The organism is Pseudomonas sp. LBUM1668, from assembly GCF_059695715.1.
In genome coordinates, this window is sequence record NZ_CP166787.1 from 1,808,439 (window position 1) to 1,826,425 (window position 17,987).

Annotated in this window: 17 protein-coding genes; 3 read left to right on the forward strand and 14 right to left on the reverse strand. The window is 59.4% G+C overall.

Features of this window, described 5'->3' with window-relative positions; all coding sequences use genetic code 11:
- Window positions 1–10 precede the first annotated feature (10 nt).
- The 5 genes from ACA061_RS08135 to ACA061_RS08155 form a co-directional block, all read right to left on the reverse strand.
- The gene (locus ACA061_RS08135; RefSeq protein ID WP_150601267.1) at window positions 11–1,000 is read right to left on the reverse strand and encodes an ABC transporter ATP-binding protein; all 990 of its coding nucleotides are present in this window, start codon (window positions 998–1,000) and stop codon (window positions 11–13) included.
- Window positions 997–1,797 carry an ABC transporter permease gene (locus ACA061_RS08140; protein WP_150595597.1) on the reverse strand — a complete coding sequence of 267 codons (801 nt, stop codon included), beginning with the start codon at window positions 1,795–1,797 and terminating at the stop codon, window positions 997–999. Before ACA061_RS08140 ends, ACA061_RS08135 begins: the two co-directional genes overlap by 4 nt.
- Window positions 1,784–2,620, reverse strand: a complete 837-nt coding sequence (locus ACA061_RS08145; RefSeq protein ID WP_162184598.1) for an ABC transporter permease — start codon at window positions 2,618–2,620, stop codon at window positions 1,784–1,786. Before ACA061_RS08145 ends, ACA061_RS08140 begins: the two co-directional genes overlap by 14 nt.
- A 5-nt stretch (window positions 2,621–2,625) precedes the next feature.
- Window positions 2,626–3,432 (reverse strand): alkaline phosphatase family protein, encoded by an 807-nt coding sequence (locus ACA061_RS08150; protein ID WP_210553645.1) that lies wholly within the window; start codon window positions 3,430–3,432, stop codon window positions 2,626–2,628.
- 133 nt (window positions 3,433–3,565) lie between these two features.
- Window positions 3,566–4,633, reverse strand: a complete 1,068-nt coding sequence (locus ACA061_RS08155) for an ABC transporter substrate-binding protein (RefSeq protein ID WP_150601271.1) — start codon at window positions 4,631–4,633, stop codon at window positions 3,566–3,568.
- Between the two features lie 350 nt (window positions 4,634–4,983).
- On the opposite strand from ACA061_RS08155, the gene ACA061_RS08160 reads away from it, so the two are divergent.
- Complete coding sequence (locus tag ACA061_RS08160; RefSeq protein ID WP_047300343.1) at window positions 4,984–5,697, forward strand: UTRA domain-containing protein; 714 nt, start codon at window positions 4,984–4,986, stop codon at window positions 5,695–5,697.
- Between the two features lie 495 nt (window positions 5,698–6,192).
- Here the strand turns inward: ACA061_RS08160 and ACA061_RS08165 are convergent, their stop codons facing one another.
- The 8 genes from ACA061_RS08165 to minC form a co-directional block, all read right to left on the reverse strand.
- On the reverse strand, window positions 6,193–7,527 hold the full coding sequence (locus ACA061_RS08165) for an amidohydrolase (protein WP_497301109.1): 1,335 nt from the start codon (window positions 7,525–7,527) through the stop codon (window positions 6,193–6,195).
- A gap of 66 nt (window positions 7,528–7,593) precedes the next feature.
- On the reverse strand, window positions 7,594–9,747 hold the full coding sequence (locus tag ACA061_RS08170) for a mechanosensitive ion channel family protein (RefSeq protein WP_150618537.1): 2,154 nt from the start codon (window positions 9,745–9,747) through the stop codon (window positions 7,594–7,596).
- Between the two features lie 77 nt (window positions 9,748–9,824).
- Entirely contained in the window at window positions 9,825–10,001 is a 177-nt protein-coding gene (locus tag ACA061_RS08175; RefSeq protein ID WP_191627743.1) for a hypothetical protein, read from the reverse strand.
- 167 nt (window positions 10,002–10,168) lie between these two features.
- The gene (locus tag ACA061_RS08180; RefSeq protein ID WP_497301111.1) at window positions 10,169–11,458 is read right to left on the reverse strand and encodes a M18 family aminopeptidase; all 1,290 of its coding nucleotides are present in this window, start codon (window positions 11,456–11,458) and stop codon (window positions 10,169–10,171) included.
- Between the two features lie 171 nt (window positions 11,459–11,629).
- A complete protein-coding gene (locus ACA061_RS08185; RefSeq protein ID WP_016982865.1) occupies window positions 11,630–12,265 on the reverse strand; it encodes an RluA family pseudouridine synthase in 636 nt (211 codons plus the stop codon).
- Window positions 12,266–12,443: 178 nt separating this feature from the next.
- Complete coding sequence (gene minE, locus ACA061_RS08190; protein WP_003223146.1) at window positions 12,444–12,698, reverse strand: cell division topological specificity factor MinE; 255 nt, start codon at window positions 12,696–12,698, stop codon at window positions 12,444–12,446.
- Window positions 12,698–13,510, reverse strand: a complete 813-nt coding sequence (gene minD / locus ACA061_RS08195) for a septum site-determining protein MinD (protein WP_042558418.1) — start codon at window positions 13,508–13,510, stop codon at window positions 12,698–12,700. The genes minE and minD overlap by 1 nt, the downstream gene beginning before the upstream one ends.
- Before the next feature lie 169 nt (window positions 13,511–13,679).
- Window positions 13,680–14,417, reverse strand: a complete 738-nt coding sequence (gene minC, locus ACA061_RS08200; RefSeq protein WP_210702102.1) for a septum site-determining protein MinC — start codon at window positions 14,415–14,417, stop codon at window positions 13,680–13,682.
- 117 nt (window positions 14,418–14,534) lie between these two features.
- Here minC and ACA061_RS08205 point away from each other — a divergent pair, with 117 nt between their 5' ends.
- On the forward strand, window positions 14,535–15,467 hold the full coding sequence (locus tag ACA061_RS08205; protein WP_042558420.1) for a lipid A biosynthesis lauroyl acyltransferase: 933 nt from the start codon (window positions 14,535–14,537) through the stop codon (window positions 15,465–15,467).
- A 35-nt stretch (window positions 15,468–15,502) separates the two neighbouring features.
- Complete coding sequence (locus ACA061_RS08210) at window positions 15,503–16,675, forward strand: patatin-like phospholipase family protein (RefSeq protein WP_150618538.1); 1,173 nt, start codon at window positions 15,503–15,505, stop codon at window positions 16,673–16,675.
- A gap of 201 nt (window positions 16,676–16,876) precedes the next feature.
- On the opposite strand, the gene ACA061_RS08215 is transcribed toward ACA061_RS08210, so the two are convergent.
- Window positions 16,877–17,662: an outer membrane protein OmpK gene (locus tag ACA061_RS08215; RefSeq protein ID WP_150601278.1), complete on the reverse strand. Its 786-nt coding sequence runs from the start codon at window positions 17,660–17,662 to the stop codon at window positions 16,877–16,879.
- Between the last annotated feature and the right edge of the window lie 325 nt (window positions 17,663–17,987).

The following is a 17,987-nucleotide window of genomic DNA, read 5'->3' on the forward strand; positions in this document are numbered from 1 at the left end:
AGCAAAGTCATCAGGCTACCTCACACAGGGCCGTCGGATCGATGGAAAGCGCCAGACGCTGACCGTCGGGATGCAGATCGGCGGCCGAGCGATTGAGCACATCCACTACCAGTTCCACCCCGCGCGCTTCAACGCGATAACGGATGACGTTGCCAAGCAGGCTGTGGCTGCGTATCTGCGCGTCGAGCTCGCCGTTGAGGCTCAACTCGATGGCTTCCGGGCGAATGGCGATGCGGTGATTGATCGGGCGCTGCAACAGCTTTGATGCTTCATCGGCGTCGAGCAGGTTGTAGTTACCGATGAAGCCAGCAGCGAACACATCAACCGGCGCCGTATACAGGGTTTCAGCATCGCCACTTTGTACGATTTTTCCCTGATTCATGAGGAAAATCCGGTCAGACATAGTCAGCGCTTCTTCCTGATCGTGTGTGACGAAGATTGTGGTCAGGCCAAGTTCGCGCTGGATCTGACGAATCTGCTCGCGCAGGTGTTTGCGAATTCGCGCATCAAGCGCCGACAGTGGTTCATCCAGCAACAACAGTCGCGGGCGAGTCACCAGCGAGCGGGCCAAGGCAACGCGCTGGCATTGGCCACCGGACAGTTGATGCGGATAACGGCCGGCGAAGTCGTTCAGTTCAACAAGTTTCAACACCTCGGCAACCCGTTTGTGGCTGTCGTCGGCGTTGACCTTTTGCATGCGCAGGCCGAACGCGACGTTCTGCTCCACGGTCATGTTGGGGAACAGCGCATAGCTCTGGAACACCATGCCGATGCCACGCTTCTGCGGACTGAGCGGCACGATATCGACGCCATCAAGCAATATCTTGCCGCCATCCACCGATGTCAGGCCGGCGATGCAGCGCAGCAGGGTGGATTTACCGCAACCGGAGGGGCCGAGCAGGGTGACGAATTCACCCTTGTTGATTTCGCAGTCGATATCGCTGAATACGGTAGTGCCCGCATAACTTTTCTGCAGATGTTGGACGCTGACATAGCTCATTCGCTTTTGTCCTTGTTCAAGATGTTGGCGATCCAGGTCAGGACCAGCACGAATAAGAAGTAGGAGATAACCAGCGCACTGGTGAAGTGACCGCTGCTGTTGCGCATGTTGTTCAGATAGACCTGCAGGGTTTCGTAGCGGGTGCCGACGAGGATGTTGGCAAACACGAACTCACCGAACAGGAACGAGAACGACAGCAGCAACGCCACCATCAGGCCTTTGCGCAGGTTCGGCAGTACCACCAGAATCGCCGCCTGAAAGGTGCTGGCACCGAGCAGTTGTGCAGCGTCCATCAGGTCGCGCAGGTTGATCGCTTGCAGGTTGTTGGTAATCGCCCGGTACATGAACGGCAGCGCCACGGTGAAGTAGCAACCGATCAGAATCCACGGCGTGCCCACCATCGCCATCGGCCCGGAACCGTAGAGTTGCAACAGGCCCACCGACGACACCACTGGCGGTACCGCAAACGGCAGCAGGATGAGGATGTTCATCAGCGCATCGAGTTTCGGGAAGTGGTAATGCACCACGAACAACAGCGGCAGGATCAACACCACCGACAGCACCAGCGCGCCGACACACACCAGTAGCGACTGGCCGAAGGCGTGGAGGAAGCGCGGGTCGCTCCACAACTGGAGGTACCACTTGAAGGTAAAACCGCTGGGCAGAATGGTCGCTGACCAACTGCTGGCAATCGAGTAGATCAGCGTGCCCACCAGCGGCAGCAAGAGGATGGCGAACAGCAGGTAGACCACGACGCGGTGGTAGACGCCGACCGGGCCGGATTCAACGCGAGACATGGTAGCTCCTCTTCAACAGCAGTTGATGCACGACGGTGACGATGGTCATCAGCGCGACCAGCACCACGGCCAGCGCACTGGCCAGATTCGGATCGAGCGAAATATCGCCGGACACCATCGCGGCAATGCGGATCGGCAGCACGTTGAAGTTACCCGTCGTCAGCGCATACACCGTGGCATAAGCGCCGAGGGCGTTGGCCAGCAGGATCACGAAAGTACCGAGCAGTGCCGGGGTCAGCACCGGCAGGCCGATGTGTCGCCAGAACTGCCAGCCGTTGGCGCCGAGCAGTGCGGCTGACTCGCGCCAGTCTTCGCGCAAGGCGTCGAAGGCCGGGTAGAGCAGCAGCACGCCGAGGGGAATCTGGAAGTAGGTATAAAGGATGATCAGCCCGGTTTTCGAGTACAGGTTGAAGTCCTCGATGATCCCGGCCTGTTTAAGCATGATCGTGATGCTGCCGTTGAAACCGAGCAGGATGATGAAAGCGAAAGCCAGCGGCACACCCGCAAAGTTGCTGGTCATGTTGGCGAAGGCATTCACAAAGTTGCGCAGTTTCGAGTCAACCCGGCGTAGGGAATACGCACCCAGTACCGCAATGATGATGCCGAATACGCTCGACCAGAAACTGATCTCGAGGCTGTACTGGATCGCCTGCAAATAGAATTTTGAACTGAAGATTTTCGTGAAGTTTTCAACGCCCCAACCGAACTCTTCCGATTGCAGGCTGTTGATCATCACCCAGATCAGCGGGGCAATTTCGAAGACGATAAAGAATAAAGCGAAGGGCACCAGGCACAGGGCTGCCAGCCATTTGCCGCGAGTCATTGAGTTCACTTGAGCAGCTCCCGGCACACGGGTTTGTCGTGGGGCACGCCGAGCAGTTCGCAGACCGTGCCGCAGATTTCGGTCTGCTTGGGGGCGGCGTCTGCGTTGAGGCTGAAGGCGTCACCGAGGACGAACAGCGGCACTTGGCGTTCTTCCGGCAGCAGGCCGTTGTGCGAGCGGTCGTTGTTCATGCCATGGTCGGCGGTCACCAGCACCTGGTAACCCGCGTCGAGCCAGCCCTGCAAATAGTCGGCGAGGATGATGTCGGCCGAGCGCGCGCTGTTGCGGTACTGCGAGCTGTCGAGGCCGTGCTTGTGCCCGGCGTCGTCGATGTTCATCGGGTGGATCAGCAGGAAGTTCGGCGCGTGGCGCAGGCGCAGGTTTTCCGCGTCGGCGAACAGGTGCGAATCCGGGTAGTGATCGTTCCAGTAGAAATGCCCGTGCTGGATCGGCAGCGATGGATCGTCGGTGTGACGGTCGCGTGCGGCCACAAATGGCGAGCGGTTGTACAGCTCACTGACCCAGTGATAAGCCGCTGCGGCAGTTTTCAGGCCGGCGTCGCGGGCGTAGTGATAGATGCTGCGCTGATTGGACAGACGCGAGACGTTGTTGTGGACGATGCCGCTGTCGATGGGCGGCACGCCGGTAAGAATGCATTCATAAAGCGGTCGGGACAGGGCCGGCAACTCGCACTCCAACTGATAGAGCGCGGCGCGTCCTGCGCCAACGTAAGCCTGCAGATGCCCCATGGCGTGGCGCGCGACTTCATGGCTGAGGCCGTCGAGCACGACAAGGATGACGTTGTGCTTCATAGGGGCGTTGACTCCGAAAACCAAACTTGAACCGATTGATGTAGGAGCTGCCGCAGGCTGCGATCTTTTGATCTTGCCCTTTAAAAGCCAAATCAAAAGATCGCAGCCTGCGGCAGCTCCTACAGATGAAGGATTACTTCATCTCTACGATGACTTCTTCGTTCCACTTCTGTGGCAGGGCTTTCGAGGTCTTTTCCCAGGCATCGGCGTCCTTGATCGGGGTGACCTTTTTGTACTGCTCGTTCGGCAGCAGTTTGGCCTTCACGTCTTCCGGCAGTTGCAGGTGTTCGGCACGGATCGGACGCGCATTGCCGCGGGCGAGGTTGGTCTGGCCGGCGTCGCTGAAGATGTATTCGCGGGTCAGCTTGGCGGCGTTGGGGTTTTTCGCGTACTTGTTGATGATGGTGGTGTAGCCGGAAATCACCGAACCGTCGGACGGGATCAGTACCACGTAGTCATCCGGGTTGGCCATCTTGGCTTTGTAGCTCAGGCCGTTGAAGTCCCAGACCACGCCGACTTCGATCTCGCCTTTTTCCATGGTGGCGATGGTCGGGTTGGCCATCGACAGACGACCTTGCTTGGCGATGTCTGCGAACAGCAGCAGGGCAGGCTGGATGTTTTTCTCGTCGCCACCGTTGGCCAGTGCTGCGGCGAGAACGCCGTTGGCGGCTTGTGCGGCGGTGCTCACGTCACCGATGGAAACCTTGTATTTGCCGCCCTTGAGGTCAGCCCATTTGGTTGGCACTTCGGAACCGTGCAGCAGCTTCTTGTTGACGATGAAAGCGATGGTGCCGGTATAGGCCAGGGCCCAGTTGCCGTCCTTGTCCTTGGCCCAGTCCGGGATTTGATCCCAGGTGCTTGGCTTGTAGGGTTGCACCACGCCTTGCTTGACCGCGATCGGGCCGAAGGCAGCACCGACGTCGCCGATGTCAGCGCTGGCGTTGTCTTTTTCTGCGGCGAACTTGGCGATTTCCTGGGCCGAGCTCATGTCGGTGTCGATGTGTTTCAGGCCGTAATTCTTGGCAAGGTCTGCCCAGGTGCCTTTCCAGTTGGCCCAGTCATCGGGCATGCCGACGCTGTTGACGGCGCCTTCCGCTTTCGCAGCGGCTTCGAGGGTTTTCAGATCGGTGTCGGCTGCCATGGCGGCGGTGCACATAGCAATGGTCGAGCCTAACAGTGTTGCCAGGAAAAGCTGTTTCATTCCGAAGCTCCTTGGTCGTGTTCAACGCTGCGATTGCGGTTTGTGTTGGTCTAGGTCAGCAATACCTGAGCCAATTTAAGGGGACTGGATGACACTTTGATGTCGGTGGCCTTGCGTCAGGCCTTTTATTTGCCCGGTTTTGGCGGCTGCTCGATAAGCGTAGACCATGCCCAAAGCCGCGGAGGGCAGGGATTTGGCCGATGTATTGCAAGTCGTGAGTGCGACCGTTGAGCAGTTTTGTCATCTCTCGGTCATCTGCACTGCCTAGGCTTGCAGCACATGGAAACGGCGTGATCGTCGTGCAGTCTTGCCCCGAAACAGTGCTGGTCTAGTCCAGATAGGTAACGTTGATGCGCGATGAGGCAACAAAAGCGGTGACAGCGATTGGCCAGGTGTTGCAGGAGCAACTCGACCACGGACTTTTGGCGCCCGGCAGCAAGTTGCCGGCCGAGCGCAAGCTCAGTGAGTTGTTTGGCACGACGCGGATTACTGTGCGTGAGGCGTTATTGCAATTGGAGGCGCAGGGCCAGATTTATCGTGAGGAGCGGCGGGGCTGGTTCGTTTCGCCGCCGCGTCTGGCGTACAACCTGATGCAGCGCAGCCACTTCCACGCGATGGTCAGTGCGCAGGGGCGGGTACCTTCAACCGAGGTTATTTCGGCCCGATTGCAACCGGCTTCGGCGGCGGTGTGTGCGTGGTTGCAACTGCCGGCGTTGTCGAGTGTGATTCAGATTTGTCGGTCGCGGCGGATTGATGGGCGGCTGGTGCTTTATGTTGAGCATTATTTGAATCCGCAGTTTTTTCCGGGGATTCTGGAGTTTGACTTGAATCAGTCGATTACCGAGTTGTATGCGCGGCATTACGATTTGCACTATGGGCGGGTGCGGTTCGAGATTGTGCCTACGTCGTTGTCGGTGGATGCGGCGGCGGCTTTACGGGTGTCGGTGGGGAGTCCGGGGTTGCGGATTGCTCGGGTTAATTATGATCAGCATGAGCGGTTGATTGATTGTGATCTGGAGTTTTGGCGGCATGATGCGATTCATGTTGGGGTTGATGTTGTTTGAGCGCTTTGGGTTTGAGTGAATATCTGGTGCTTCGGGTGGTGCTGATTAGGGTTCCGCCCTTACGGCGGGTCACTTTTTCCAGACGCCGAAAAAGTAACCAAAAAGGCTTGCTCCTGCGTGCGGCCCGCTCGCTGGGGCTCGGGGTTCCTTCGCTCCGGGATTGATCCGGGGGGCATCGCCTACGGTTTGCTTCGCTGCACCTCCTCTCGATGTGTTCGACTTCGTCGAACGGTCGCTGCGCTCCCACCCCCGGATCAATCCCTCCACTCAGCCTTCCGACGTCGCCCGTGGATCAAGATCAAAAGCGGTACTCGAGCTTGCGCTCATTGTGTTGAGTGGGGCGGCATGCGCCGCGAGCGGGGTGTACTCATTTTCTTGTGGGAGCTGGCTTGCCAGCGATGGCGGCCTGACAGCCGACCTGATGCTTCCGGATGTACTCAATCCAATTGTAGGAGTGAGCCTGCTCGCGAAAGCGCCCTCGCATTCACCTCAAGCTTATTTGCCCGCCCCCGCATTGGCATACAAATAATCCGTCGCCAACGAGGCCAGTGTCCTCACCCCCACCACCAACGCTGACTCGTCCACAAAGAATCCCGGATTGTGATTCGGCGCAGCCTTGCTCATGTCTTGATCCCTTGGCGTCACGCCGAGAAACACAAACAGCCCCGGCGCTTCCTTGGCAAAGAACGAGAAGTCTTCCGCGCCCCCCACCAGCGGTGCATTCACCACATCATCCTTGGCCGCCCATTTCAGTGTCGGCAGCATCTTCTCCGTCAGTGCCGGGTTGTTAATGGTCGGGTCGTATTTTTCGATGATGGTGACGTCGGCTTTCGCGCCACCGCTCTCGGCAATTTTCTCGACGGTCTGGCGTACGTCTGCGTGCAGCTTTTGGCGGATGCCATAGTCGTACGAGCGGATGGTGCCGGTCATGTCGACTGATTCGGGGATGATGTTGTAGCGCGTGCCGCCATTGATGGTGCCGATGCTGACGACCGACGGATAAGACGAAATATCGGTGCGGCGGCTGACCACGGTTTGCAGGCCGACGATGGTTTGTGCACCGACGGTGATCGGGTCGATGCCGTCCCATGGGCGGCCGGCGTGGGTTTGTTTGCCGAGGATTTTGATACGCAGGTCGTCGGAGCTGGCGAGGGTGGCGCCAGGGCGGTAGGCGATCTTGCCGGCGGGGATGCCGGCCCAGACGTGCAGGCCGAAGACCGCATCGGGTTTCGGCGATTTCATCACGCCTTCCTCGACCATCATTTTCGCGCCCCAGGTGTTTTTGCCGTCGGGAATGAAGTCGCTTGGGCCCTCTTCGGCCGGCTGGAAGTAGAACACCACGGTGCCGGGCAGAGTGTCGCGCATGGCTGTGAGAATTTTCGCTGTGCTGAGCAGGATTGCGGTGTGGGCGTCGTGGCCGCAAGCGTGCATGACGTCGACTTCTTTGCCGAGGTAGGTGCCTTTGGCTTTGGAGGCGAACGGCAGGTCGGCGACTTCCTTGACTGGCAGGGCGTCCATGTCGGCGCGAAGAGCGACGGTCGGGCCGGGCAGGCCACCCTTGAGGATGGCGACTACGCCGGTGCGGGCGACGCCGGTTTTGACTTCCAGGCCCAGGGCTTTCAGTTGTTTGGCGACCAGTTCCGACGTGCGTTGTTCCGTGTTGCCCAGTTCCGGGTGGGCGTGGATGTCGCGGCGGGTTTCCAGCAGTTCGGGTTCGAGCTGTCTGGCCTGTGCGGCGATCTGTTCACGGGTGCTTTCCATCGTCGCCGCACTGGCGTGGCTGGCGAACAGAGTGAGCAAAACGGCTTGGGCAATACGTGTCAGCTGCATCGGGTTTCTCCATGGTTATTGTTTTTCTGGCTTCCCTGCCTGTGACCCAAGTATCGCTGCGAAGTGCTATTCCTTCGGCTGGCCACCACCGGCGGTGATCACTTGCACGCTCATGCGTGGGGTCGCCAGATCCAGCCCCGCCTCATCCAGGTGCCGTTTGAGCGACAAGTTGAACGCCCGCGAGACTTCCCACTGTTTGATCGGCGCAGTCTTGAACCGCGCGCGGAGGATCGCACTGCCGGACTCGAAGCTTTCCACGCCTTGAATCTCCAGTGGCGACCAGATGTTGCGACGTTGCAGGGGATCGGTGCGCATTTTCTGGCCAACGTCGCGCATCAGTTTGATCGCGTCGTCGATTTCCATGTTGTAGGGCACCGCCACGCGGAAGATCGCGTAGCCGAATTCCCGCGAGTAGTTTTTGATGCTTTTGATTTCGCTGAACGGGATGGTGTGGACGATGCCGTCGATGTCACGCAGACGCACGGTGCGGATGGTCAGGCCTTCGACGGTGCCGAGGTGGCCGCCGACGTCGACGTAGTCGTCGATGGCCAGTGAGTCTTCGATGATGATGAACAGGCCAGTGATCAAGTCCGCGACCAGTGACTGCGCGCCGAAACCGATGGCCAGACCGATCACACCGGCACCGGCCAGCAGTGGCGTGACGTTCATGCCCATGTTCGCCAGGGCGACGATCAGCGCGATGATGAAAATCGTCACGAACAACACGTTGCGGATCAGCGGCATCATGGTTTGTGCGCGGGCGTTGGCCAGGCCTTTGCGTGAGCGGGTGAGGGCGTGGTGCACGGCGGTGTCGGCGAGTATCCAGATCAACCAGGAGAAAATCAGTGTGCCGATCAGGCTGAACAGTTTGACGCTGATGTCATGGCCGTCACCTTCGGCAAAACCGATCAGCGACTGGCCCCAGACGCGCAGGCCGAGTTCGATGAATACCAGCCACACGAACAGGTGCGCGAGGGTATAGAAGAAGTTTTTCAGGCGCTCGGAATAGAGCGCGTGACGTTTCGGCCCGCGTTGCGGTTTGAGTGAGTGACGGCGGACGAGGCCGTTTATCACCATGCACAACACCAACAGCACGGTGCAGATCAGCGACTGGCGCAGCGCGGTGCTGGTGTCGCCGGCGGAGACGAAAGTGGCGAACAGCGAGATGCCGACCAACACCAGCGCCGGCACGTACCAGAAGGTGCCGAGGATTTCGATGGTGTCGCTGAGGGCGCGGCGGGTCAGGCGGCGTGACAGCGGCTGGTTGCGAATCAGGTGCGCAATCGGCCGGCGAAAACGCAGGATGAACAACCCGGTCGACAGCGCAGCGAGGACATTGGCGATGGTCGCGGCGGTGTGCGCCAGATGCACGCCGAGCCCTTCGATCAGTCGCGGGTCGCTCAGGGCTTCACCGAATGCGGCGAAGCTGCCGATCAGCCACAGTGGCCGAAACGCCTGGTGGCGCAGGATGTACAACGCGCGATGGCGGTGCGGGCCGTCGAGCAGGGAAAAGGCGATGACGCAGATTGCCGAGAAGCAGGTGCCGACCACCAGCGCATAGGCCAAGAGCATCGCCAGACTTTTGCCCAGCGACGATGGCAGCGCGTAGCTCATGTAAACGGTGATCACCAGGGCGATCAGCCATGGCCCGAGTTTGCGCAAGGCGAAGCGCAACATGTCGAGGGCCTTGGGGTGTTGCGGCAGTTCTTCGGTGAGGCCGAAGCGCATGCGTACGCGATGACCGAGCCAGATCAGCGCGGCGGCGAGCAGGCTCCAGACCATCAGAATTATGGCGAAGGCAAAGATGATCGGCAGCCATTCGCTGGCCGGCAATATCAGCGCCTTGAACTCATCCTTGGCCAGTTCGAACTCGTTGGACCAGCGCGTCACCGGGCTGTCGGCGCCGGAAAACTGTTTCTCGAAACTGGTCAGTGTGCCGCCAATCAGGCCGAGCACGCCTTGTTCGGGTGAGGCCTGGGCTTTTTTCGTGGCGTCGCGAAGTTTCTTCAGATCGGTCAGCAACTGCGCGCGCTGCTTGTCGTTTTCCAGCGACTTGATGACTTCGTCGAGGGACTGGCCGAGCGGTTCCTGGGCCTCGGGCTGCGCCTTGCTGGTGTTGAGCAGGCCCGGCAGACCGACCGCGTGGGCAGGCGCCACTGGCAGCAACGTCATCAGGCAGATGAGGAAAATACAGGGCAGAGCAAACAGACGAGCAAACACTAGGCGGTCAACCTCGCAAGGGGCGGATTCGCTGAAGTGTACGAGCCCGCCGAAAGCAATGCGAGCCGGGCACAGGTTTATTCGTTGAGTTTGGCGAGGATCTTGTAAATCACGGTGGCGAGGATCGTCAGCATGCCGATCCACATCGCGAACACACCCGCGTTCTTGTCGCGGAAGTTGAAGCCGATGGCCAGCAGGATCATTCCGCACAGGATGGGAATGAGCATGGCGTGGAAAGAGGACATCGAGATCATGGTGACTGCCTTGTCGAAATGAATGATGTAAGTCTAGGCCGCTTTCGGTCACGCGGTGTTGATCAATGTAGGAGCTGCCGCAGGCTGCGATCTTTTGATCTGGTTTTTAAAGATCAAAAGATCGCAGCCTTCGGCAGCTCCTACAGGGGTACGATCGTCGCGCAGGATTACGGCAACTCGCGGCAGGCGTAGAACGCGCTCAGCACTTTGACCAGGTGCGCCAGGTCATGGCTGCCGCACAGTTCGCGGATCGAGTGCATGGCGAACGTCGGCAGGCCGATGTCGACGGTGCGCACGCCCAGGTGGCTGGCGGTGATCGGGCCGATGGTCGAGCCGCAGCCCATGTCGCTGCGCACCACGAAGCTTTGCACCGGTACTTCTTCGGCCATACACAGATGACGGAAGAACCCGGCGGTTTCGCTGTTGGTGGCGTAGCGCTGGTTGCTGTTGACCTTGATCACCGGGCCGGCGTTGAGTTTCGGGCCGTGGTTGGCGTCGTGCTTCTCGGCGTAGTTCGGGTGCACGCCGTGGGCGTTGTCGGCCGAAACAAGCAGGGACTTCTGAATGGTACGGACGAACTCGTCACCTTCGGGCAGCAGACGACGCAGGGTCTGTTCGAGCATCGGGCCGTCGGCACCGCAGGCCGAGCAGGAGCCGACTTCTTCGTGGTCGTTGGCGACCAAGACACAGGTCTCGTCGGTTTCGGCAGTGAGCAGGGCTTGCAGGCCGGCGTAGCACGACAGCAGGTTGTCGAGTCGCGCGCCGGCGATGAAGTCACCGTTCAGGCCAATGACTGCAGCACTTTGCGTGTCGTAGAAACTCAGCTCGTAATCAAGCACGACGTCGGCGTTCAGACCGTGTTCGCGAGCCAGTTGATCGGTGAGCACGGCACGGAAGTCGACACGCTCGTCACCGGCGAACTGCGCAAGAATCGGCGGCAATTCGGTCTGCGCATTGATCGCCCAGCCCATGTTGGCTTCACGGTTAAGGTGAATGGCCAGGTTGGGGATGATCGCGATGGGCGCCTTGAAGTCGATCAACTGGCTTTCGACTTTGCCGTCGCGGCGGAAGGTTACGCGGCCAGCCAGCGAGAGGTCGCGGTCGAACCACGGCGCCAGCAGCGCACCACCGTAGACTTCAACGCCCAGTTGCCAGAAGCCCTGACGTTGCAGTTCCGGTTGCGGCTTGACCCGCAGGCAGGGGCTGTCGGTGTGCGCGCCAACCAGACGGATGCCACCGTGCAGCGGCGAGTTGCGGCCCATTTTGATCGCGACAATCGAGGAGTCATTGCGGGTGATGTAGTAGCGGCCATTGGCCTCGGTGGTCCATGGCTCGCGCTCGTCGAGGCGCACAAAACCGGCAGCCTCCAGACGTTGCACCAGGCTGGCGGTAGCGTGGAACGGGGTAGGGGAGGCCTTGAGGAAGTCGATCAGGCCTTGGTTCAACTCTTCGCGCATAAGAAGCTCCAGACAGCAATGGGCGGGAGTTTAACGCATTGACCAGGGAATTGAATCTGAACCGGATCCTTGTAGGAGCTGCCGCAGGCTGCGATCTTTTGATCTTTTTTTTGATTTACGAAACACAAGATCAAAAGATCGCAGCCTGTGGCAGCTCCTACATGGGGTTTGTCAGAACGGGGCCGGGCACTCGAAGCGCAGGCGTTCGCCGGTTTGCGGATGGGTGAAGCTGAGCATGCTCGCGTGCAGGCACAGGCGTGGCCAGGCGGCGAGCGCTTGCTCGTGTGCGTAGAGACCGTCACCGAGCAGCGGATGACCGATCGACAGCATGTGCACGCGCAACTGGTGCGAACGGCCGGTGATCGGCGTCAGCTCGACGCGACACCAGTCGCCACAACGCTCCAGCACACGCCAGAAGGTCAGCGCATGTTTGCCGAATTCGTGATCGACCACGTGACGTGGCTTGGTTGGCGGATCGTAGCGCAGCGGCAAGTCGATGCTGCCACTGTCCAGTTCTGGCTGACCCCAGGCCAACGCGGTGTAGGCCTTTTCCGTTTCGCGGTCGTGAAACTGGCGCGACAGTTCGCGGTGAGTGTCGGCGTCACGGGCGAGCAGAATGATCCCCGAGGTTTCCCAGTCCAGACGGTGCACGATGCGTGCTTCCGGGTAGCCGTTTTCCTGCAGACGGGTAATCAGGCAGTCCTTGTTGTCGTCGGCGCGGCCGGGAACCGAGAGCAGCAGGGTCGGCTTGTTCACCACCAGTACGGCGGCGTCCTGATGGAGGATGTGGATGTTGGACAACGGCATTAAAACAGCCTCGTAACAAATGCCAACGGCGGCTCAAAACCACTGACAACCCCTGTAGGAGCAGCCGAAGGCTGCGATCTTTTGATCTTCTTAACGACAAGATCAAAAGATCGCAGCCTTCGGCAGGTCCTACACGAGCATCAACAGTCCGAGCCGCCGTGGCGACTGCCGGATCGACTTAACGATCAGGCAGGGTGATGTTGAGTTCCAGAATCGAGCAACTGCCCTGGCTTTCCAGTGCAACATGTACGTCGTCGTTACCGATGTTGACGTACTTGCGGATCACGTCGACCAGTTCCTTTTGCAAGGCTGGCAAATAATCCGGCGTGCTGCGCTGGCCGCGCTCATGCGCCACGATGATCTGTAGACGCTCTTTCGCTACCGAGGCGGTACTTGGCTTTTTGTTGGCACGAAAGAAGTCAAAAAGGTTCATTACCTACCTCCAAACAGGCGCTCGAAGAATCCCTTCTTCGTAACATCGAGGAAACGATGTTCTTTTTCTTTGCCCAGCAGACGATCAACGGCATCGCTGTAGGCCTGACCGGCATCGCTCTGGTCGTCGAGAATAACCGGGACACCCGAGTTGGAAGCCTTCAGGACAGCCTGGGATTCCGGGATGACACCCAGCAGGGTCACTGCCAGAATTTCCTTCACGTCTTCAACACCCAGCATTTCGCCATCACTGACACGCTGCGGGTTGTAACGGGTCAGCAGCAGGTGTTCCTTGATCGGCTCTTCGCCTTGTTCGGCACGACGCGACTTGCTGGCCAACAGGCCGAGCATGCGGTCGGAGTCACGTACCGAGGACACTTCCGGGTTGGTCACGATGATCGCTTCGTCGGCGAAATACATCGCCAGGTGTGCACCTTTCTCGATGCCCGCCGGGGAGTCGCACACCACGAAGTCAAAGTCAGCCTTGAGTTGCATCAGGACTTTTTCCACGCCTTCGACGGTCAGCGCGTCTTTGTCGCGGGTCTGACTGGCGGCCAGTACGTAGAGGTTTTCCAGGCGCTTGTCTTTGATCAGGGCCTGTTGCAGGTTGGCTTCGCCGTTGACCACGTTGACGAAGTCATACACCACGCGGCGCTCGCAACCCATGATCAGGTCAAGGTTACGCAAGCCCACGTCGAAGTCGACGATCACTGTTTTGTGGCCGCGCAGAGCGAGGCCGGTACCGATAGCGGCGCTGGTGGTGGTCTTACCCACACCACCCTTGCCGGATGTAACCACGAGAATCTTGGCCAAGGTGTTTCACCCCTAAGGAAGAAGGACTGTTTAGCCCCTGAAAAACATCTCTTGAAAACTACTGCAGTCGGACAGCCTTGGCTGGAATTTGGCTTTTGGCCTTTTTCCTACTTCGTTTGAGCCGTTTTCGCTACGTTTTAGAGATGCTTGGAAAATGCGGCAGTATCCGTTAAAGCCGAATGATGTTCAACACGTCGCCCGACAGGCTGACCTGTACGCCCGAGCCCCACATGGGGTCGCGACGCAAATCTTCGGAAACCTTGTAATGACCGGCGATGGAGATCAGTTCAGCGCTCAATTGCTGACAGAAAATCCGTGCCTTGGTGTCGCCCTTCACGCCGGCCAGCGCACGGCCACGCATCGGGCCGTATACATGGATGTTGCCATCGGCGAGAAGTTCCGCGCCCGGACTGACCGACGAAACCACAACCAGATCGCCACCCTGGGCATATATCTGTTGGCCACCACGCACTGGCGTAGTGATGACACGGGTCGGTTTGATGGTCGGCTCTGGCGGTTTTTCCGGCTTCTTTTTGACTTCGGGTTCCGGGGCTTCCAGCGGTCGCTCACGGGCGCCGGACGGCGGCAGCACCGGGATGTCGATGGCGATGGCGGCGGCGATGTCTTCGATGCGGCTGGCGCGAATCGCCAGGGTGCGCAGGCCATGTTGACGGCACACGCGCATCAGCCCCGGCAGATCGACGGCGCCTTCGCCGGGCGGCAGTTTGTCCAGCGCCAGGACCAGCGGTGCATTGCTGAAAAAATTGGGCGCCTGTGCGACTTTGGCGGCCAGTTGCCGATCAAGGCTTTCGAGGTCGTTGCGGGACAGCTCCAGCACGGTAATGGCCAGCATGCTGCCCTTCAACTGGAACACGGGATCTTGGTCTGGCGAGTGGATTTGGCTCATATCGGCATACAACGGCTTGTCACTAAAAGTGCCGAGACTTATAACGAGAACGCCCGCGAGCCGCAAGCCGGGTCGAACGATGTAGAATGCGCAGCCACTGTATTTACGGAAGCTTTAATGGATCGCCCGCGTTTTCGAAAAGCATTTCTTGCTCCACGCTTCTGGCCGCTCTGGTGCGGTCTGGGGCTTTTGTGGCTGATCGTGCAGTTGCCGTATCCGGCACTGCTGACCATCGGTCGAGTTTTGGGCGCGTTGATGTATCGCGTGGCCGGCGACCGGCGGCGCATCGCCAAACGCAATCTGGAATTGTGCTTCCCGGAAAAGTCCGCCGCCGAGCGCAAACGCCTGCTCAAGGAAAACTTTGCCTCTACCGGCATCGCCTTTTTTGAAATGGCGATGAGCTGGTGGTGGTCCCGCGAGCGCCTGGCAAAACTGGCGCACATCGAAGGCCTTGAACATTTGCAGCAGGCCCAGCGCGAAGGTAAAGGCGTGATTCTGATGGCGGCGCATTTCACCACTCTGGAAATCGGCGCGGCGCTGCTCGGCCAGCAACACACCATCGACGGCATGTATCGCGAACACAAGAATCCGTTGTTCGATTTTGTTCAGCGTCGTGGGCGCGAGCGGCACAATCTCGATTCGCTGGCGGTGGAGCGCGACGACGTGCGCGGCATGCTCAAGTTGCTGCGCTCAGGCCGGGCGATCTGGTACGCGCCGGATCAGGATTACGGCGCCAAGCAGAGCATCTTCGTGCCGCTGTTCGGCATTCAGGCCGCGACTGTGACCGCGACCAGCAAGTTTGCACGGTTGGGCAAAGCGTTGGTGGTGCCGTTCACTCAGGAGCGTCTGGCCGACGGCAGCGGTTACCGCATGGTGATCCATCCGCCGCTGGAAGGTTTCCCCGGTGAGACCGAAGAGGCCGACTGCATCCGCATCAATCAGTGGGTCGAGAGCGCGCTGCGGGCCTGCCCCGAGCAATACCTGTGGGCGCATCGCCGCTTCAAGAGCCGTCCGCCGGGCGAGCCGAAGTTGTACGCCAAACGCGGTTGATTGACCCATCCCCCTAAGCACCATGGAGTGTTGCGATGAGCCCTGCTGAACCGGTCACAGGTTTGATTCTTTCCGGCGGCGGGGCTCGGGCGGCGTATCAGGTAGGGGTGTTGGCGGCGATTGCAGAGTTGCTGCCATTGGGCGCGGACAATCCCTTTCCAGTGATCGTCGGCACGTCGGCCGGGGCGATCAACGCGGTCAGCCTGGCCAGCGGCGCCACCGATTTTCGCGCCGCCATCGAACGCCTCACACTGTTCTGGCAGGGCTTTCGCAGCCATCGCGTGCTGCGCAGTGACTGGCCTGGCGTGATCCGGCAGGCCAGTCGGTTTGTCAGCCATAGTTTGCTCGGCATCGGTCGACAGATGCCGGTGGCGCTGCTCAACAGTTCGCCGCTGCGTGAACTGCTCAATGAAAAACTGCACCTGCCCGGCATTGCCGAATCCATCGCGCAAAAGCAATTGCGCGCCGTGGCGGTGACCGCATTCGGCTACGAATCGGGGCAGGCGGTGACGTTCTATCAGGGCGGTGGCGTGATCGATGCGTGGCTGCGTCATCGACGCATTGGCGTGCCGACGCAGTTGTCGGTGGAGCATCTGTTGGCCAGTTCGGCGATTCCGTTGCTGTTCGCCCCGGTGAAGATCGGCGAAGAGTATTTCGGCGACGGCGCGGTACGCCAATCGGCGCCGATCAGTCCGGCGCTGCACCTGGGCGCGACTCGCGTGCTGGTGGTGGGCGTCAGCGGCAACCCGCGCGGGGTTGATCCGCAGCAGCCGCTGGAACGCACCTACACCGGTCAGCAGCCGACGCTGGCGCAGATCGGCGGGCACATGCTCAACAGCACGTTCATTGACAGTCTGGAGAGTGACATCGAGTTGCTTGAGCGCTTGAACCAGTTCAGTCACCTGATGCCCGATGGCACGCCGACCCGCGCATTGGGCGTGGCGCCAGTGGAGGTGCTGGTGATTTCGCCAAGTCAGCCGATCGATGAGATCGCGGCGCGGCATCGCCAGGAATTGCCGGCGGCGTTGCGGTTGTTCTTGCGTGGGCCGGGTGCGACAAAGACGAGTGGGGCAGGGGTGTTGAGTTATCTGCTGTTCGAAGCGGGGTATTGCAGCGAGCTGATTGATCTGGGGCGGCGCGATGCGTTGGCCAAGCGTGAGGAGCTATGCCGGTTTCTCGGGCTAACCGAGGCGATGGTTCCGGCCTGAGATCGGTGGTGCGGCCAATCGCTGGCAAGCCAGCTCCCACAGGTTTTGTGTCAGATTCAAATTGTATGAACGACACAAATCCCTGTGAGAGCCAGCCTGCTGGCGATGCTTTAAAGCAAAAGATCGCAGCCATCGGCAGCTCCTACAGAGGAATGCGGTCCCCTGTAGGAGCTGGCGAAGCCTGCGATCTTTTGATCTTTATCAGAAGTGGAACTTCACCAGGAAGTTGGTCACGCTCTGATTGGTCTTGAACGCACCGGTGTCGTCGATGCCGTACTTGTCTTTCCAGTAGTCGTACTCAATACCGACATACAACTGCTTCTCGCCATAACTCAGCGCCTTGCCCAGGTCGTATTTGACCTGTGGGTTGAAGTGCAGGTTGGCGTGGTAGTCGCCTTTGGAGTTGGAATCGTTGTCGGTCACCCAGTCCATATAGCCGTCGATCAGGATGTTCGAATTGCCCACCGGCACGGTGTAGGACCACACCGGTGTGATCTGCCAGACGTTGTCACCGGCGCGCGAGCCTTCGGTGTGACGCTGGTAGAAGTTCAGCTGGAAGTAGTCGAAGCCCGGGATGGCCAGGTCGAAACCCGGACCGATCAGGTACGACTCGGTGTCACCCTCGCCGAACTCGTAAGTCATCGCCAGCAGGACGTCTTTGATCGGGCCGAACTCGATCTTCTGGTCGAGAACCTTGCCCAGCGAGATGCGTGGCTGGAACTCGCCATAGTAGGTGTTCGGACCGTTGTTGAAGTCCTTTTCACCGTTGTAGAAGATCTTGTCGAGGAAGAAGAAGTTGTCCCCGTACTTCCACCCGTCAGCGTGTTCAAAGGTGACGGTCTGCTGGATGCGCGGGTTGACCTGGAAGTCCTTGCCGTAAAGGTAGGTCAGGCTGTTGTCCTGCCATTGCAGGAGGCCTTCGGCCATGGCCTGCCCCCCGGCCAGCAAGGATCCCGCAAGCATCAGGCTGGTGCACATACGTTTCATTCGGTTGCTCCCAAAGTAGGTGTTCCACGTTTATTTTTTTTGATCGGCGCTCTGGTGTGGCGCCTTTTTTCGTTGCTGCAAAAAGTCATCCGATCGGTCAGCTTGTTTGCTGTTAGCAAGAGCTGAGCCAAGGCTTTTCGAAAAGCAAAAAAACGCCCTTCGGCTGCTGAAAAACAGTCGATTGAGCGTGTTTTCGGGATGCCTCGGTACTGGCCGGGGCCGGGATAAGTTGGCTTTTCGGTCAGGAATTAAATCCGGGCTTTTTTTTAGACCGAATTCAAGAGGCCGCGGAGAATACTGACTCCTCGGCCAGCTCTCAAGTGCC

Bases quoted from the DNA above. Each gene is read 5' to 3' on its own strand.
- minC (WP_210702102.1), bottom strand. From the start codon at position 14,417: ATGAGCCAAATCCACTCGCCAGACCAAGATCCCGTGTTCCAGTTGAAG.
- ACA061_RS08160 (WP_047300343.1), top strand. From the start codon at position 4,984: ATGCGCGATGAGGCAACAAAAGCGGTGACAGCGATTGGCCAGGTGTTG.
- ACA061_RS08205 (WP_042558420.1), top strand. From the start codon at position 14,535: ATGGATCGCCCGCGTTTTCGAAAAGCATTTCTTGCTCCACGCTTCTGG.
- ACA061_RS08175 (WP_191627743.1), bottom strand. From the start codon at position 10,001: ATGATCTCGATGTCCTCTTTCCACGCCATGCTCATTCCCATCCTGTGC.
- ACA061_RS08210 (WP_150618538.1), top strand. From the start codon at position 15,503: ATGAGCCCTGCTGAACCGGTCACAGGTTTGATTCTTTCCGGCGGCGGG.
- ACA061_RS08135 (WP_150601267.1), bottom strand. From the start codon at position 1,000: ATGAGCTATGTCAGCGTCCAACATCTGCAGAAAAGTTATGCGGGCACT.
- minE (WP_003223146.1), bottom strand. From the start codon at position 12,698: ATGAACCTTTTTGACTTCTTTCGTGCCAACAAAAAGCCAAGTACCGCC.
- ACA061_RS08140 (WP_150595597.1), bottom strand. From the start codon at position 1,797: ATGTCTCGCGTTGAATCCGGCCCGGTCGGCGTCTACCACCGCGTCGTG.
- ACA061_RS08185 (WP_016982865.1), bottom strand. From the start codon at position 12,265: ATGCCGTTGTCCAACATCCACATCCTCCATCAGGACGCCGCCGTACTG.
- ACA061_RS08165 (WP_497301109.1), bottom strand. From the start codon at position 7,527: ATGCAGCTGACACGTATTGCCCAAGCCGTTTTGCTCACTCTGTTCGCC.
- ACA061_RS08150 (WP_210553645.1), bottom strand. From the start codon at position 3,432: ATGAAGCACAACGTCATCCTTGTCGTGCTCGACGGCCTCAGCCATGAA.
- ACA061_RS08215 (WP_150601278.1), bottom strand. From the start codon at position 17,662: ATGAAACGTATGTGCACCAGCCTGATGCTTGCGGGATCCTTGCTGGCC.
- ACA061_RS08155 (WP_150601271.1), bottom strand. From the start codon at position 4,633: ATGAAACAGCTTTTCCTGGCAACACTGTTAGGCTCGACCATTGCTATG.
- ACA061_RS08180 (WP_497301111.1), bottom strand. From the start codon at position 11,458: ATGCGCGAAGAGTTGAACCAAGGCCTGATCGACTTCCTCAAGGCCTCC.
- ACA061_RS08145 (WP_162184598.1), bottom strand. From the start codon at position 2,620: ATGACTCGCGGCAAATGGCTGGCAGCCCTGTGCCTGGTGCCCTTCGCT.